This window comes from Synechococcus sp. CBW1004, from assembly GCF_015840715.1.
Classification (GTDB): domain Bacteria; phylum Cyanobacteriota; class Cyanobacteriia; order PCC-6307; family Cyanobiaceae; genus Cyanobium.
The window spans coordinates 1,251,340-1,265,367 of record NZ_CP060397.1 but is presented as its reverse complement, the minus strand read 5'-3'; the positions used below and the strand labels follow the sequence as shown (position 1 = coordinate 1,265,367).

12 protein-coding genes and 1 pseudogene are annotated in these 14,028 nt (G+C 52.6%); 12 read left to right on the top strand and 1 reads right to left on the bottom strand.

Features of this window, described 5'->3' with window-relative positions:
- Nucleotides 1–185: 185 nt before the first annotated feature.
- The 4 genes and pseudogenes from H8F25_RS18120 to H8F25_RS06140 form a co-directional block, all read left to right on the top strand.
- Nucleotides 186–389, top strand: a pseudogene (locus H8F25_RS18120) (glycosyltransferase family 10 domain-containing protein); the annotation flags it as partial.
- 300 nt (nucleotides 390–689) lie between these two features.
- On the top strand, nucleotides 690–1,673 hold the full coding sequence (locus H8F25_RS06150) for an IS5 family transposase (protein ID WP_197212525.1): 984 nt from the start codon (nucleotides 690–692) through the stop codon (nucleotides 1,671–1,673).
- 382 nt (nucleotides 1,674–2,055) lie between these two features.
- On the top strand, nucleotides 2,056–3,597 hold the full coding sequence (locus tag H8F25_RS06145) for an IS5 family transposase (protein WP_197212523.1): 1,542 nt from the start codon (nucleotides 2,056–2,058) through the stop codon (nucleotides 3,595–3,597).
- A gap of 237 nt (nucleotides 3,598–3,834) precedes the next feature.
- Nucleotides 3,835–4,296: a transposase gene (locus H8F25_RS06140; protein ID WP_197212521.1), complete on the top strand. Its 462-nt coding sequence runs from the start codon at nucleotides 3,835–3,837 to the stop codon at nucleotides 4,294–4,296.
- Nucleotides 4,297–4,437: 141 nt separating this feature from the next.
- Here the strand turns inward: H8F25_RS06140 and H8F25_RS06135 are convergent, their stop codons facing one another.
- Nucleotides 4,438–4,857 carry a transposase gene (locus H8F25_RS06135; protein ID WP_197212520.1) on the bottom strand — a complete coding sequence of 140 codons (420 nt, stop codon included), beginning with the start codon at nucleotides 4,855–4,857 and terminating at the stop codon, nucleotides 4,438–4,440.
- A 378-nt stretch (nucleotides 4,858–5,235) separates the two neighbouring features.
- On the opposite strand from H8F25_RS06135, the gene H8F25_RS06130 reads away from it, so the two are divergent.
- From H8F25_RS06130 to H8F25_RS06095, 8 genes are all read left to right on the top strand, one after another.
- Nucleotides 5,236–6,777 carry an IS5 family transposase gene (locus tag H8F25_RS06130; protein WP_197212518.1) on the top strand — a complete coding sequence of 514 codons (1,542 nt, stop codon included), beginning with the start codon at nucleotides 5,236–5,238 and terminating at the stop codon, nucleotides 6,775–6,777.
- A gap of 220 nt (nucleotides 6,778–6,997) precedes the next feature.
- Nucleotides 6,998–7,804, top strand: a complete 807-nt coding sequence (locus tag H8F25_RS06125; RefSeq protein WP_231597192.1) for a sulfotransferase family 2 domain-containing protein — start codon at nucleotides 6,998–7,000, stop codon at nucleotides 7,802–7,804.
- Complete coding sequence (locus H8F25_RS06120; RefSeq protein ID WP_197212514.1) at nucleotides 7,801–8,748, top strand: glycosyltransferase family 2 protein; 948 nt, start codon at nucleotides 7,801–7,803, stop codon at nucleotides 8,746–8,748. Before H8F25_RS06125 ends, H8F25_RS06120 begins: the two co-directional genes overlap by 4 nt.
- 183 nt (nucleotides 8,749–8,931) lie before the next feature.
- Nucleotides 8,932–9,417: a methyltransferase domain-containing protein gene (locus H8F25_RS06115; protein ID WP_197212512.1), complete on the top strand. Its 486-nt coding sequence runs from the start codon at nucleotides 8,932–8,934 to the stop codon at nucleotides 9,415–9,417.
- Nucleotides 9,380–10,717: a glycosyltransferase gene (locus tag H8F25_RS06110; RefSeq protein WP_231597191.1), complete on the top strand. Its 1,338-nt coding sequence runs from the start codon at nucleotides 9,380–9,382 to the stop codon at nucleotides 10,715–10,717. The genes H8F25_RS06115 and H8F25_RS06110 overlap by 38 nt, the downstream gene beginning before the upstream one ends.
- A complete protein-coding gene (locus H8F25_RS06105; RefSeq protein WP_197212509.1) occupies nucleotides 10,714–11,547 on the top strand; it encodes a hypothetical protein in 834 nt (277 codons plus the stop codon). Before H8F25_RS06110 ends, H8F25_RS06105 begins: the two co-directional genes overlap by 4 nt.
- The gene (locus tag H8F25_RS06100; RefSeq protein WP_231597190.1) at nucleotides 11,544–12,611 is read left to right on the top strand and encodes a glycosyltransferase; all 1,068 of its coding nucleotides are present in this window, start codon (nucleotides 11,544–11,546) and stop codon (nucleotides 12,609–12,611) included. The genes H8F25_RS06105 and H8F25_RS06100 overlap by 4 nt, the downstream gene beginning before the upstream one ends.
- 840 nt (nucleotides 12,612–13,451) lie before the next feature.
- Entirely contained in the window at nucleotides 13,452–14,009 is a 558-nt protein-coding gene (locus tag H8F25_RS06095; RefSeq protein ID WP_231597189.1) for a class I SAM-dependent methyltransferase, read from the top strand.
- Nucleotides 14,010–14,028: the final 19 nt, after the last annotated feature.

The window sequence follows — 14,028 nt, the reverse complement described above, 5'->3', positions numbered from 1 at the left end:
ATAGTAGTAATATGGTTAATCTAAATCCTTATCTGAGATCAAGTCCAATTCCAAATGCATCAAAAAAAATCAAGCTTTGTTCGGCCATTATTAGTATATAATCCTCCAATCCACCACCTTCTCATATTTCTCGTATTCTGAGAAGAGATGTTATAGACTTACTACTATCTATAGATAGTGTAGATTTGTTTGGCCGAAGCACAAATCCTATTGCCAACAAGCAGGATGCCTTGATTCCGTACGCCTTTTCGATCGCGATGGAAAACACTTCAAGTCCTCTATACTTTACCGAAAAACTAATAGACTGCATACTTGCAGGCGCAATCCCAATTTACCATGGCACCCGTGAGGTTGAACAGTACTTTGACGCAAGAGGGATCATTTTCTTTGACACAATAGATGAGTTACTTGCCGTTCTTTCGACTATTTCCTTGGAAAAGTACCGAAATATGAGAAAGTACGCATTAGCAAACTATCAGATCGCAATCAATAATATGCTGTGTGATTATCATGGATATCTGCATAGAGCTTGCTCGATAATATCTGCATCCTCGGCAATCAAAATTTCAAATCCATTTAAATATTCGAACTCATTGCTGTCAAGGGTATTTTCAAAGGCAAGATTCATCAGGGAACCCCTGAAAAACCCGATAGAATCAGTACAGTTCCAATAATGAGACTGGCAGCGGATGGCGGCCCCCCTCCAGTTGGGTTTCACGGACTACGAGCAGACCTACGCCAAGAAGAAAACGCGCCGGCAGCGCTTCCTCGATGAGATGGAAGCCACAGTGCCCTGGGATCCTTTCCTGGCCTTGATTTCGCCTGTGTACCACAGGCCTTCTGCCAAGGGCGGGCGCCCACCGTTTCCGCTGGAGGTGATGCTGCGCATCCACCTGCTGCAGCAGTGGTTCACGCTTTCCGATCCCTTGATGGAGGAGATGCTGATCGATACCCCCTGCTTCCGCCGCTTTGCTGGGATCGACATGGTTGAGGACCGGATCCCTGACGAGACGACGATCCTGAACTTCCGCCACCTCCTGGAAGAGAATCGGATAGCAGAGCAGATCCTGGAGACGGTGAACCAGAGCCTGCGGGAGAAGGGCGTGATGCTTAAGGAGGGTACGATCCTCGATGCCACAATCATCAACGCTCCCAGTTCAACCAAGAACAAGACGGGCGAGCGGGATCCTGAAATGCACTCGGTGGCCAAAGGCAACCAGTGGTTCTTTGGGATGCGGTGCCACATCGGTGTGGATGCAGCCTCGGGTCTGGTCCATTCCGTGGTGAGCACGGCTGCCAACGTCCATGAGCTGAACACGGCACCCGATCGCGTCCATGGCGAGGAACGCGTGATCTACGGCGACTCTGGCCACATCGGCATCGAAAAGCGTGAGGCGTTCAAGGACTGCGAAGCAGAGATGCGCATCGCCATGAAGCCCGGACAGCGCCGAGTTCTAGCGGACACCCCAGAGGGAAGACTGCTGGATCTGATGGAGGCGGCGAAAGCACATGTCAGGGCAAAGGTGGAGCATCCATTTCGGATCATCAAGTGCCAGTTTGGATTTCGGAAGGTCTTCTACCGAGGCATCCGCAAGAACAACCTCAAGCTGACGATGCTGTTTGCCCTCGCCAATCTCTGGATGGTGCGCGAACGTTGTCCTTCTACAGCGTAAATGACAGAATAAGTGTGCCATCTTGAGGGTGAGCAGCCAAAAATGATCGGGGAACTCACGAGAAATAAGCCAGTCAGGCCCTGGATTGGAGCACCTGGCGAGTAGCCAAGGACAAAATACCCCACTTGTGTCTCATTGACGAGAATGAGACACGCTTGCGCTCAATTCCCGGTCTTGATCAGAGCTTCCTCAGCGAGTCCATCACTTAATATATATCTCGAAGAGCTTTTAGACGCCGAAGCATCCTTGATGATTATTCTGTAATTAGGGACTCCTGAAAAAGCCAGATCGACTGCAGCGCAGCTGGTTTCAGCGGTCGAGGCTCGCTAAACTGGCCTTGCAAGGGGCAATCGATGATTGCTGCAACTGTTCAACCCAGTAGATGTACCGGAAACACCATAACAGGCAGCTTTCAATCGAGGCGTTCCATCTCCCTTTTGGCGGAACATTGGACCCGGACAACCGCTGGGTGATCTTCTCCTCTCTGATGCCATGGGAAGAGCTGGAAGAAACGTATGCCCCTCAGTTCAGCCCCACGACTGGTGCCCCCGCGAAGTCTGTGAGATTGGCATTTGGTGCGCTGTTCATTAAGCAGCGCCTTGGCTTGAGCGATGAGGAAACCGTCGAGCAGATCCGAGAAAATGCATACATGCAGTATTTTTTGGGTTTTGCCGGCTACACCAGTAAATCACCATTCGACCCGCCGATGATGGTGCATTTCCGCAAGCGTTTCTCAGAGGATGACCTCAAGCGGATCAACGAACTGATTGCAGAACGCGGTAAGGCCATGGTGATCGAGGCTGTGTCGTCACGGCAAGATGACGACCACCCCGACGATCCAAGTGTTGATGCTGGAACCCAGATCTCCATTGACGATTTCGTGAAGCCAGCAGATTGGCCCGAGGACAAGAACTGGGGAACATTGACCATCGATGCCTCTTGCACGCCAGCCGACATCACCTATCCCACTGATCTGAAGCTACTCAATGAGGCGAGGGAGTCAACCGAACGAATCATTGATGATCTGCGCAGTCAGCACCCAGATCTGCGTAAGCATAAGCCTCGATATGATCGAGGCAGGGCGCGTGCTGCTTTCCTCAATGTCGCCAAGCAGAAAAAGCCACGTCGTCGCAAAACAAAAGCCGCAATACGCCGCCAGCTCGACTACCTGCAGCGCAATCTTGATGTCATCGATGCCCTGATCGCCTCTGGCGCAAGCCTTTCGGGTCTCAAGACGCATTGGTGGCAGAAGCTTCTCGTGATCAGTGAGCTGCACCGACAGCAGACGATCTTGCTGTACTCCAAGACACGCAGCATGCCCGACCGCATCGTCAACTTGATTCAGCGACATGTTCGCCCCATTGCTCGTGGCAAAGCAAGAGCCGCTTTTGAGTTTGGTGCCAAAATTAGTGTTTCCGTGCGCAATGGCTTTGCCTTCCTTCACAGGATCAGCTGGGATCCGTACAATGAGTCCGAAGACTTGATTTCACAAGCCAAGAAGTACAAGCGAGAGCATGGCTGCTACCCTGAGCGCATCTGCGCCGATCGCATCTACATCAACACTAAGAATCGAAACTTCTGTACGAGGAATAATATCCGACTATCTGGCAAACGACTTGGGAGGCCACCGAAGGATCCAGGAGTCAACGCTGTGCACAAGCAGCAGCTCAGCGCTGACCAGCGCAAGCGAAACGAGGTTGAGGGTGTCTTTGGTTCAGGGAAGCGCAAGTATTCACTTCAGTTGATCATGGCTCGCCTGCCTCAGGGTGCAGAAACGACGATCTCGATGGCATTCCTGGTGATGTGTGCCGAGAAGATCCTGAGGCTCCTCCGCCTCTTTTTTGTCGCGATTTATTCCTGGTTTTTGTGCGTTACAACGTCTTGGCTGGCTCTTGGTGGCGCCAAGAAGCATTTGCCAGTTTGAGGCAGCCGAATCGCCGGTTGCTGTAAAGCCGCGGATTCGAGCTGCCATCACCCCTGTTCGTCGGCTTGCCCCAGTGAGGCACGCGAGTCGTTTTTCAGGAGTCCCTAATTATTGATATTTAGGGACTCCTGAAAATGCCAGATCGACTGCGGCGCAGTTGGTTTCAGCGGTCGAGGCTCGCTAAACTGACCTTGCCAAGGGGCAATCGATGATTGCTGTGGCCGTTCAACCCAGTAGATGTACAAAAAACACTATAACGGGCAGCTTTCAATCGAGGCGTTCCATCTCCCTTTTGGCGGCACATTAGACCCGGACAATCGCTGGGTTATCTTCTCCTCTCTGATGCCATGGGAAGAGCTGGAAGAAACATATGTCACTCAGTTCAGCCCCATGACTGGTGCCCCAGCGAAGTCTGTGAGACTGGCATTTGGTGCGCTGTTCATCAAGCAGCGCCTTGGTCTGAGCGAGGAGGAAACCGTCGAGCAGATCCGAGAGAATGCACATATGCAGTTTTTACTGGATTTCGCTGGGTACTCCAGCAAGGCACCGTTCGACCCATCAATGATGGTTCATTTCCGCAAGCGTTTCACTGAAGAGGATCTCAATCGGATCAATGAAGTGATCGCAGAACGCCGTAAGGCCATGGTGATCGAGGCTACGTCGAGACTCCAGGATGACGACAACCTCCAGCCTGCTTGAGCGTCGCTGCAGCTCCGCCGGTAGCTCATCAACCCGTGTGCACCTGCCGTATTGGTCATCCTCTTGGGCGACCATCAGCTCGGCCTTGCGCAGTAAAGCACGCATCTCACCCTCCAGCTGACGCTCTGACCTGAGCATCCGCTAGTAGCTCATCGCCTTGTGCTTGCTGGCATTCGCACGGATCTTGATGCCGTCCAGTTCCACACGTCCCATGCTTGCCAGACCGGCTTTCTGACTGAGCCGCAGAACCTGCACAAACAGACCGGCCAAGGCATCGAGATGGCGGCGCCAGAAATCGCTGATGCGGCTGTGATCAGGTTGCTGGTTTATGGTGAACACATCGATATTCGCGTGTTCCCAGCAGGCTTTCTCGATCTTCCTTTCGCCGGGCAGGGCAACGCAGTAGGCATCGAGGAGCAGCATAACCATCATCCGCTTGTCATACGCCTTCTCACCGCGGGGATCCTTCTGGCGCAAGTAGGCTTTGATCTCGCCGAGATTCAGTTCAGCCGCCAAATCCAGAAGGATGAACACCAGATGGTTCTCTGGCAGCCAGTCCACCGGTGACGGCGGGAGCAGCAGCGTCTGCTCTGGATTCCAGAGTCGGAAGTCTTGCTCATGCCCCATTGTCCCAGTTAGATGTATTGCTGACACTGCGATCTGGTCGGATTCAACGGCGTCTTTGGGGAGGTGGGCGCATATCTATGCGCGACAGACTTATATCCGCAATACTTGGCTAGACACGAGCCGGATGACATTGCTTTAATAATTCCTAGGCTTATAAAGGTCGTTATGCCTTAGAAGCGCCCACGCTGACCTAATCAGGGACTCCTGAAAAAGCCAGATCGACTGCAGCGCAGCTGGTTTCAGCGGTCGAGGCTCGCTAAACTGGCCTTGCAAGGGGCAATCGATGATTGCTGCAACTGTTCAACCCAGTAGATGTACCGGAAACACCATAACGGGCAGCTTTCAATCGAGGCGTTCCATCTCCCTTTTGGCGGAACATTGGACCCGGACAACCGCTGGGTGATCTTCTCCTCTCTGATGCCATGGGATGAGCTGGAAGAAACGTATGCCCCTCAGTTCAGCCCCACGACTGGTGCCCCCGCGAAGTCTGTGAGATTGGCATTTGGTGCGCTGTTCATTAAGCAGCGCCTTGGCTTGAGCGATGAGGAAACCGTCGAGCAGATCCGAGAAAATGCATACATGCAGTATTTTTTGGGTTTTGCCGGCTACACCAGTAAATCACCATTCGACCCGTCGATGATGGTGCATTTCCGCAAGCGTTTCTCAGAGGATGACCTCAAGCGGATCAACGAACTGATTGCAGAACGCGGTAAGGCCATGGTGATCGAGGCTGTGTCGTCACGGCAAGATGACGACCACCCCGACGATCCAAGTGTTGATGCTGGAACCCAGATCTCCATTGACGATTTCGTGAAGCCAGCAGATTGGCCCGAGGACAAGAACTGGGGAACATTGACCATCGATGCCTCTTGCACGCCAGCCGACATCACCTATCCCACTGATCTGAAGCTACTCAATGAGGCGAGGGAGTCAACCGAACGAATCATTGATGATCTGCGCAGTCAGCACCCAGATCTGCGTAAGCATAAGCCTCGATATGATCGAGGCAGGTCGCGTCCTGCTTTCCTCAATGTCGCCAAGCAGAAAAAGCCACGTCGTCGCAAAACAAAAGCCGCAATACGCCGCCAGCTCGACTACCTGCAGCGCAATCTTGATGCCATCGATGCCCTGATCGCCTCTGGCGCAACCCTTTCGGGTCTCAAGACGCATTGGTGGCAGAAGCTTCTCGTGATCAGTGAGCTGCACCGACAGCAGACGATCTTGCTGTACTCCAAGACACGCAGCATGCCCGACCGCATCGTCAACTTGATTCAGCGACATGTTCGCCCCATTGCTCGTGGCAAAGCAAGAGCCGCTTTTGAGTTTGGTGCCAAAATTAGTGTTTCCGTGCGCAATGGCTTTGCCTTCCTTCACAGGATCAGCTGGGATCCGTACAATGAGTCCGAAGACTTGATTTCACAAGCCAAGAAGTACAAGCGAGAGCATGGCTGCTACCCTGAGCGCATCTGCGCCGATCGCATCTACATCAACACTAAGAATCGAAACTTCTGTACGAGGAACAATATCCGACTATCTGGCAAACGACTTGGGAGGCCACCGAAGGATCCAGGAGTCAACGCTGTGCACAAGCAGCAGCTCAGCGCTGACCAGCGCAAGCGAAACGAGGTTGAGGGTGTCTTTGGTTCAGGGAAGCGCAAGTATTCACTTCAGTTGATCATGGCTCGCCTGCCTCAGGGTGCAGAAACGACGATCTCGATGGCATTCCTGGTGATGTGTGCCGAGAAGATCCTGAGGCTCCTCCGCCTCTTTTTTGTCGCGATTTATTCCTGGTTTTTGTGCGTTACAACGTCTTGGCTGGCTCTTGGTGGCGCCAAGAAGCATTTGCCAGTTTGAGGCAGCCGAATCGCCGGTTGCTGTAAAGCCGCGGATTCGAGCTGCCATCACCCCTGTTCGTCGGCTTGCCCCAGTGAGGCACGCGAGTCGTTTTTCAGGAGTCCCTAATCAGAACATGATGATAGTGAGACCATAGCTCCAAATCCTCCTCATGAAAAACAATTGTATATACCTGAAATGAATCAGGCCCCTCTACATTAAACATTAATCGCCAACATCTATGCCTCGCATAAACAAAAACCTTTTCTTTGTGCATATTCCAAAAACGGCAGGCACATCAATCGAGCGGTCGCTGTTATCTCAGTCTCGGCTAAACCATGGCACACATTCACCAGCAAGGATTTATTATCGTCTTGCCTCCACTCCAATTGGCAAGGCGATATGCAATAAACTACTAGTTAACAACATAAATCAAAGCATTCAGTATTCGTTAATTCATGATTCAGCTTATGGATGGCAAAATCTTATGACATGTAAACAGCACCTAACAATCAAAGAGCTTTTTTGGTTGGGGCTCATCAGTAAGCAAGATCTAGCCTCTCTAATATTCTTTTCGGTAGTACGTCATCCCTTAGACCGATTTATTTCATCTTGGCGAAGTCACTATAGATACAAAAAATATCCTGATATAAACGAGTATGTTTCATATTTGTTTTCTCACGATAGCGGCTTTATTGCCAGCCATGATGATGCATCTCACGCACGAACAATGCAAGATTACCTTGACACTACAGGACTACCAATTGCCCCCAAAATACAAATAATCAGGTTTGAGTCCTTGTCTTCTGACTGGTTTGAGTTTGGCTCAAACATGATCGCCAAGTCATTATGGAAAAGTGGTTGGCCGAGCCTCTCCTTGGAAGCTAAGTCTCCGCAAATAGTCCCTACGAAGCCTTTAAGTAATGCTTCAATCAACACACTTTCGTGGTTTTACGCTAATGATGCAACTGAGTATGGATATGATATGACTGTTGAATATATCAAAAAACGCGCTCTTTGTCTATTGGGAGTTAATGTCAAGCCGTGAACCCAGCAGACATTCCAATCCTTCTTATTGCATGGCGTCGGCCTTGCACCATTAGCCGCCTTTTCAATGTTATTAGAACTTTAGAGCCCCGTCGCATATTTGTGTTTTGTGACGGAGCTAATCCCTCTCGCTCAGGAGAAGAACAAAAGGTTGAAGATACCCGTAAAGTCATTAATTCGTCAATAGATTGGCCATGCGATGTTGCTAAGTACTTTTCAGATTCTAATTTGGGATGTCGTGATGGCCCAGTAGCAGCAATAGACTGGTTTTTCAATGAAGTTGATGAAGGCATTATTCTCGAAGATGATTGCATCCCCAACCTAGATTTCTTTTCATATTGCGCTCATCTTTTACGTAGATTTCGAGATGACCCCCGAATATGGTGTGTCAGCGGTAATAACTTCCTTAAGAACAACCCTGTCCAGAAAGATAGTTATTACTTTAGTCGCTACACCTTAACCTGGGGTTGGGCAACATGGCGAGACCGGTGGAAGCAGTTTGATCCCTATCTACAACAATGGCCGTCCTTCCGTGATTCGGGCTCGCTTCTGCATATTTTTGACGATCCATATGAGGCAGCCTACTGGTCTGAAATCTTCGAGCGGACCTACCGTCGTGATGAGCCTATAACTTGGTGGGATTATCAATGGTTCTTCGCAGCGCTGACTCGTGGAGCATTAACTGCTACACCTTTTCGTAATCTTGTCTCCAACATTGGTTTCGGAGAAGGAGCCACCCATACCCTCAACCCCGAGACCCCAAGCCATCCTGCCCTCCCCCTCGGTTCTATCTCCCATCCGGATTTCGTAATCAGGCATCGCGATGCTGATAATTACACTTACGCCCACCACTTTGGTGGTATCCGCAGACGGAAGCTTCGTACTCTCCAGCAGCGTATCGGACGCCGCCTCTCCAGGGCATCTGCCTGGATGGGACTTCGCTAAAATCTTTTTATGCACAAAGTGATCAAAGCTTCCTTGCGTTCTCTTTACCATCAAGCTCTTCATCACCGATTACAGCGGCGCCTCCGACGGCAGACGCGAAGCCGTGTTACGCATTTACTTCATACCCCACAGCCCGTTCATCTGGACATTGGTGCTGGGCAAGTCAAGCGTCCAGCTGGTTGGGTGACGCTCGATGCGAATGAACATTGTGATCTGTATTGGGATCTCGCAGATGGTATTCCTTTCCCTGATCATTCGGTTACTGAGATCTACTCTTCCCATGTCTTTGAGCATCTGCCCCCCAGCAGTCTTGTTCCTTTGTTGCGGGACTGCTATCGGGCTTTGATTCCGGGCGGCTCTTTATCGGTGTGCGTACCCGATGCACGCCTCTTCCTCGATGCGTATACTCACAAGCGTTATTTTGTGGATCAGGCTAACCCACGATGTTGGAGACGGGGCTGGTTCGAAACGGGCTCATTGATCGACCAAATTAATTATATCGCGTACATGGGAGGTGAGCATCGTCTGATGTTTGACGACGAAAATCTTCCTGCCTTCTTGCGCCTGGCTGGATTTCACCGAGTTTCTCTGCGTGAGTTTAAAGATAGGCTGGATCTTCCCCAGCGCAAGTATGAATCCATTTACGCCATTGGCTACAAATCAGACTGATATCATCCCACCATTCAACGTCACCCACTTCAGCACCTACGAATCTGGTGGTGTTGGCCGTGCGGCTTATCGGATTCACCGCTCCCTTGTCGACAACGAAGCAGAAACAGGTGTTCACTCACGGCTGCGGGTGATCCATGGTTGCTCGCAGGATCCCACGGTTCTTGCGGGCCCAGCCCAGGGCGAGAATCTGATTTGGCGGCGGCTGCGTCCCCGGCTCGCCTCCCGCATGCCCAGCCGCTTCGATGACGGCAATAGCGTTCTGCACAGCATCTGCTGGCCGGATTCTGGTGTCGGTCGCGAGCTCGCCTGCTCAGGCGCCCAGCTGATCCACCTGCACTGGATCGGTAGAGCCGGTCTCTCGATCGAGGAGGTGGGCCACTTTCCCCAGCCCCTGGTCTGGACCCTGCACGACCAGTGGGCCTTCCTTGGTGCTGAGCATTACGTGCGCCTTCCCCCCGCCGACGATCGTCGCTTTGTGGAGGGTTATCTGCCAGGCAACCGCCCCGAACACGAGCGGGGCCCCGATCTGAACCGCCTCACCTGGCAACGCAAACGTCGCGCCTGGCGCCGACCGATCCACATTGTCTGCCCCAGCCAATGGCTCGCGTATGAAGCCCGCGCCAGCGCACTGATCCGCTCCTGGTCGATCCATGTCATCCCACACCCGATCGACTGCACCCTCTGGTCCCCGTCTGATCGTGATCAGGCCCGTCAACAGCTCGGTCTCCCGCAGGGCGTGCCGCTGATCCTCTTCACAGCGCTGGCCGGCACCGAGGACCCGCGCAAAGGAGCCGATCTCCTTCAAGCTGCCCTGGAATGCCTGTCCTCCCAGATCGAGGAGAGGTCCACCGCACCTCAGGTCGTCATCGTTGGTGCCGAACGCGGCGATTCAGACCTTTCCATCCCCTTCCCAGTCCATTTCCGTGGCGTGATCGCAGACAACGCAAAGCTCCGCCTCCACTACGCCGCCTGCGATGTCCTGGTGATTCCCTCCCGGCAGGACAATTTTCCCAACACTGGCCTGGAGGCTCAGGCATGCGGACTCCCCGTGGTCGGCTTCCGCATCGGTGGCCTACCGGATATCGTAGAAGATCGGACAAGCGGTGCACTCGCTGATCCTTTCGATCCCGCATCCCTGGCCAGCAGCATCCTCTGGGTTTTGGCGGATCCCACTCGCAGCTCCTCCCTTGCTTATGAGGCCAGGCAGCGTGCTATTCGAGAGTGGCATCCCAGGCACATAGCAGGCCGCTACGCCGAGCTGTATCGCTCCGTACTCGCCCACGAGGAGCATCGTTGACCCTGCTGTTCGTCGTTGAACTCAAGGGCGGCCTGGCCAATCGGCTGCGTGCCCTCTGGTCAGCCCATGCCTTCGCTCTCCGCTACCGCCGGGCAGTGGTGGTGCTCTGGCCGCTCACCGCTGAGCTGGCCACCCCCAACGGGCAGCTGTTCAACCTTGTCAGCCCCGTACGGCTGATCACCGTGAACCCATCGCGCCCTCTCCAGCGCCTGGCCCTGCGGCTGTCGCGTTGGCTGTTCTCCAGTTTCCGCCTCGGTCTCAATCGCCCCGTTGACCCCGGAGAGGCCTGGGGCCGTCCGCTTCGCTTTGCTCCCCTCTGGATGCCATTCCAATGGATCCAGACCTGCGCGGAATTCGAAGACTGTGGCGATCAGCCAGCTCCCTTTCACCCCCTCCCCTCAATCCAGCGTCTAAGCACAGCCCGTCTGGCACAGGCTCGCCACACAAACGCTCCTCTGGTGGGCGTGCATATCCGTAGGGGTGACCACCGACATGCCATTGCCAACAGCACCACCTCCGCCTTCCTTACAGCAATGCATGAGAGACTGATCGCAAGCCCCACCACCCACTTTCTGCTCTGCACCGACGACCCTCTGGAGGTTGGCCCTCTGCGCGCTGAATTCGGTGAACGGCTTTTTGCGTCGCCCCCCGCTTGTCTGGATCGATCACACCCCCAGGCCGGCATCGATGCGTTTGTGGAATTTCTCACCCTGGCTGGCTGCGATGCCATCCTTGGCTCCCTTCAGTCCTCTTTCAGCCTGCTGGCGGCCCGCATTGGCAGCGTGCCAATTTCCATTGTCGTTCCACCCGATGGCAAGGTGGTCTCATGATCAGCCAACGTGATAGGGCCTGGTCGTGGCCTGAGGCCGGCTGGATCACCCGTGAGCAGATGCTTGCGATTCCCGCCATAGAAATTTCGGAGCCAGGCCGCCTGATGCAGCAACCCGTCATCAGCGTGCTGATGATGACTCGCAATCACCAGGCCTATCTCGAGCAGGCAGTGATGAGTGTGCTCACCCAGCAGTTCACGGAGCCATTCGAACTGCTGATCGGCGATGACGCCTCAAGCGACCAGACTCTTCAGGTGGCCCATCGCCTGCAGCAGCAGCATCCCGAGCACATCCGCGTGTTGCATGCGGAGCGCAACGTTGGCATCACGGCCAATTTTCTGCGCCTGGTGGCCCATGCCCGCGCTCCCCATCTGGCTCTTCTCGAGGGCGATGACTACTGGATCCATCCCGAGAAACTCACTCTTCAGCTTGACCTCCTGCATCGCCACCCCGAAGCTGCCTGCGTAGCAGCGGCTACGGCCAACCGCACGCCCTGCCTACCGGTAAAGCCCACTTACACCCTTCGCGACATCCTGCGCCGTTACCCTGTGCATACATCCACTTTGGTGATTCGCGCTGAACACCTGCTCACCTACCCCCGTTTTCCCGACATCATCGGCTGGATCACCATGTTGATGGGCTACCTGCTAGCGCGAGGATCCTGCGTGGTTCTTGACCTCACGGTTTCCTTCTATCGACGCCACGAGGGCGGCCTCTGGCACAATGCCGACCGGCTCAACCGCCTGCGCCGCAGCCGCGAGTGCATCGATACCCTCGATGCCTATTTCTTCCATCGCTTCACGCACGAGCTGAGCAGTCGCGAACTCTGGATCCTTGGCATGGACCAGGCCATGCCGCAACACGGGCGAATCGCACATTGGTGCCAGAGCTGGACGATCCTGATCAGCCAAGCGCCCCGACTGCTGCGCCGGGCGCCGTTGGGCTTCTGTCTTCTGGTCTCGCGGCTGGCTATACAACCCCTGACTTATGGATCGATGCTGCTGCGGCGGCGGCTTGCCCTCGGCACACGCCTGAGATCCGCATTAGAACATTATACAATCTAATCAGTGCTCCGATAATCCACCTTTAAAGTCATTACGGTTATTTCGCATATACGCCTTCTGAACTCCATGTAAACCTCTTAAATCAATGGCTTACAACCTGCCGCCCATGATTATTGACCTGAAGCCGTGAATGATCTTTAAACGTAAGAAAACGCGGGTCGATGTTGGAGTCTTCGTCATAGCGTCAGTATGGAAACTGTGGACTGTATTAGTGACGGATAAAACTCATGACGCAATAGAATCACTGTATTGACGAGGACTATCTCCCAAACCCAAGCGCAAACCAGCTTTGAACATGTCTTGATTAGGATTGGCTAGCTAGTAGCGCAAAGCACACCCTCATAGCAGATAATCTCAAGCAAGGAATTCCGGATTTAGCCTTCCCGAACAGAATAAAACAATAGCTTTATGGTGAGATGCAATATCATCGCTAAAATAACTATTTCTAACATGAGCGTGAACTGAGGTGCAGAGGATTAGTATTATAGCCCCGTGAACCGGCGGTCATGGTCGAAATCGTAGAATTGGCATCAGTAGCGATAGCAACAGTATCCATCAAGCCAACATGCTTCTTTATGGCAGCTACTGCTAAGCAGAAGTTCAAAGACACTCATTGCTAATCTGTGCTACGGAGACGCTGGCGATCAGCCAGGGATAAACCATCGAGACAACTTTCACATTGCGGGACATAGTCTTTCTCCTGTTTTGTGCCAATCCACCACCAAATCGTTTTACGTGCATAACGAGTTAAGCAATCCATCATCTCTTCACACATAAAAAGTTCAATTGGCAAGAATCATGACTATAGATATTAATAAGGTCAGCAACCTAAGGGAAGCAGTGTCAAAAGCCGCTTTCAGTGGTGCGGTCGCTATTGACCTTGGTTGTGGCCGGAAGAAAACCCCAGGAACCATTGGCATTGATCGCACATCGTTTGAACAAACAGATATCGTTACAGACCTTGAATCTCAACCTTTACCATTCAAGGACGATTATGTAGATCTCATTTGGGCAGACCAGGTTATCGAACATATCAACAACTTTATACCTTTAATGAAAGAAATCCATAGAGTTCTGAAACCTGGAGGCCAATTTATCGCGAAAACACCCTATTTTAGATCTGCTTACTCGGTCGTGGATCCCACGCATGTCCGCCAATTTAGCATCATGTCCATGGATTATTATGTTCATTCAAAGTATCTCTTTGACCAATATCGTTTTTTTGAGCCTGGCTTCACATCCTTAAAGGTAAAACTAGATTCTGACAGAGGCTTACTTACCAATTTCATTTCAGAACTTGTGTCAAGACGTGCCATTGCTAATCCTCGAAACTATGAAAACACGTTCATAAGCTTTCTTCTCCCATTTAGCAGTATTACCTATTCATTAGAAAAATAATAAATTTCCTCCTACCTCT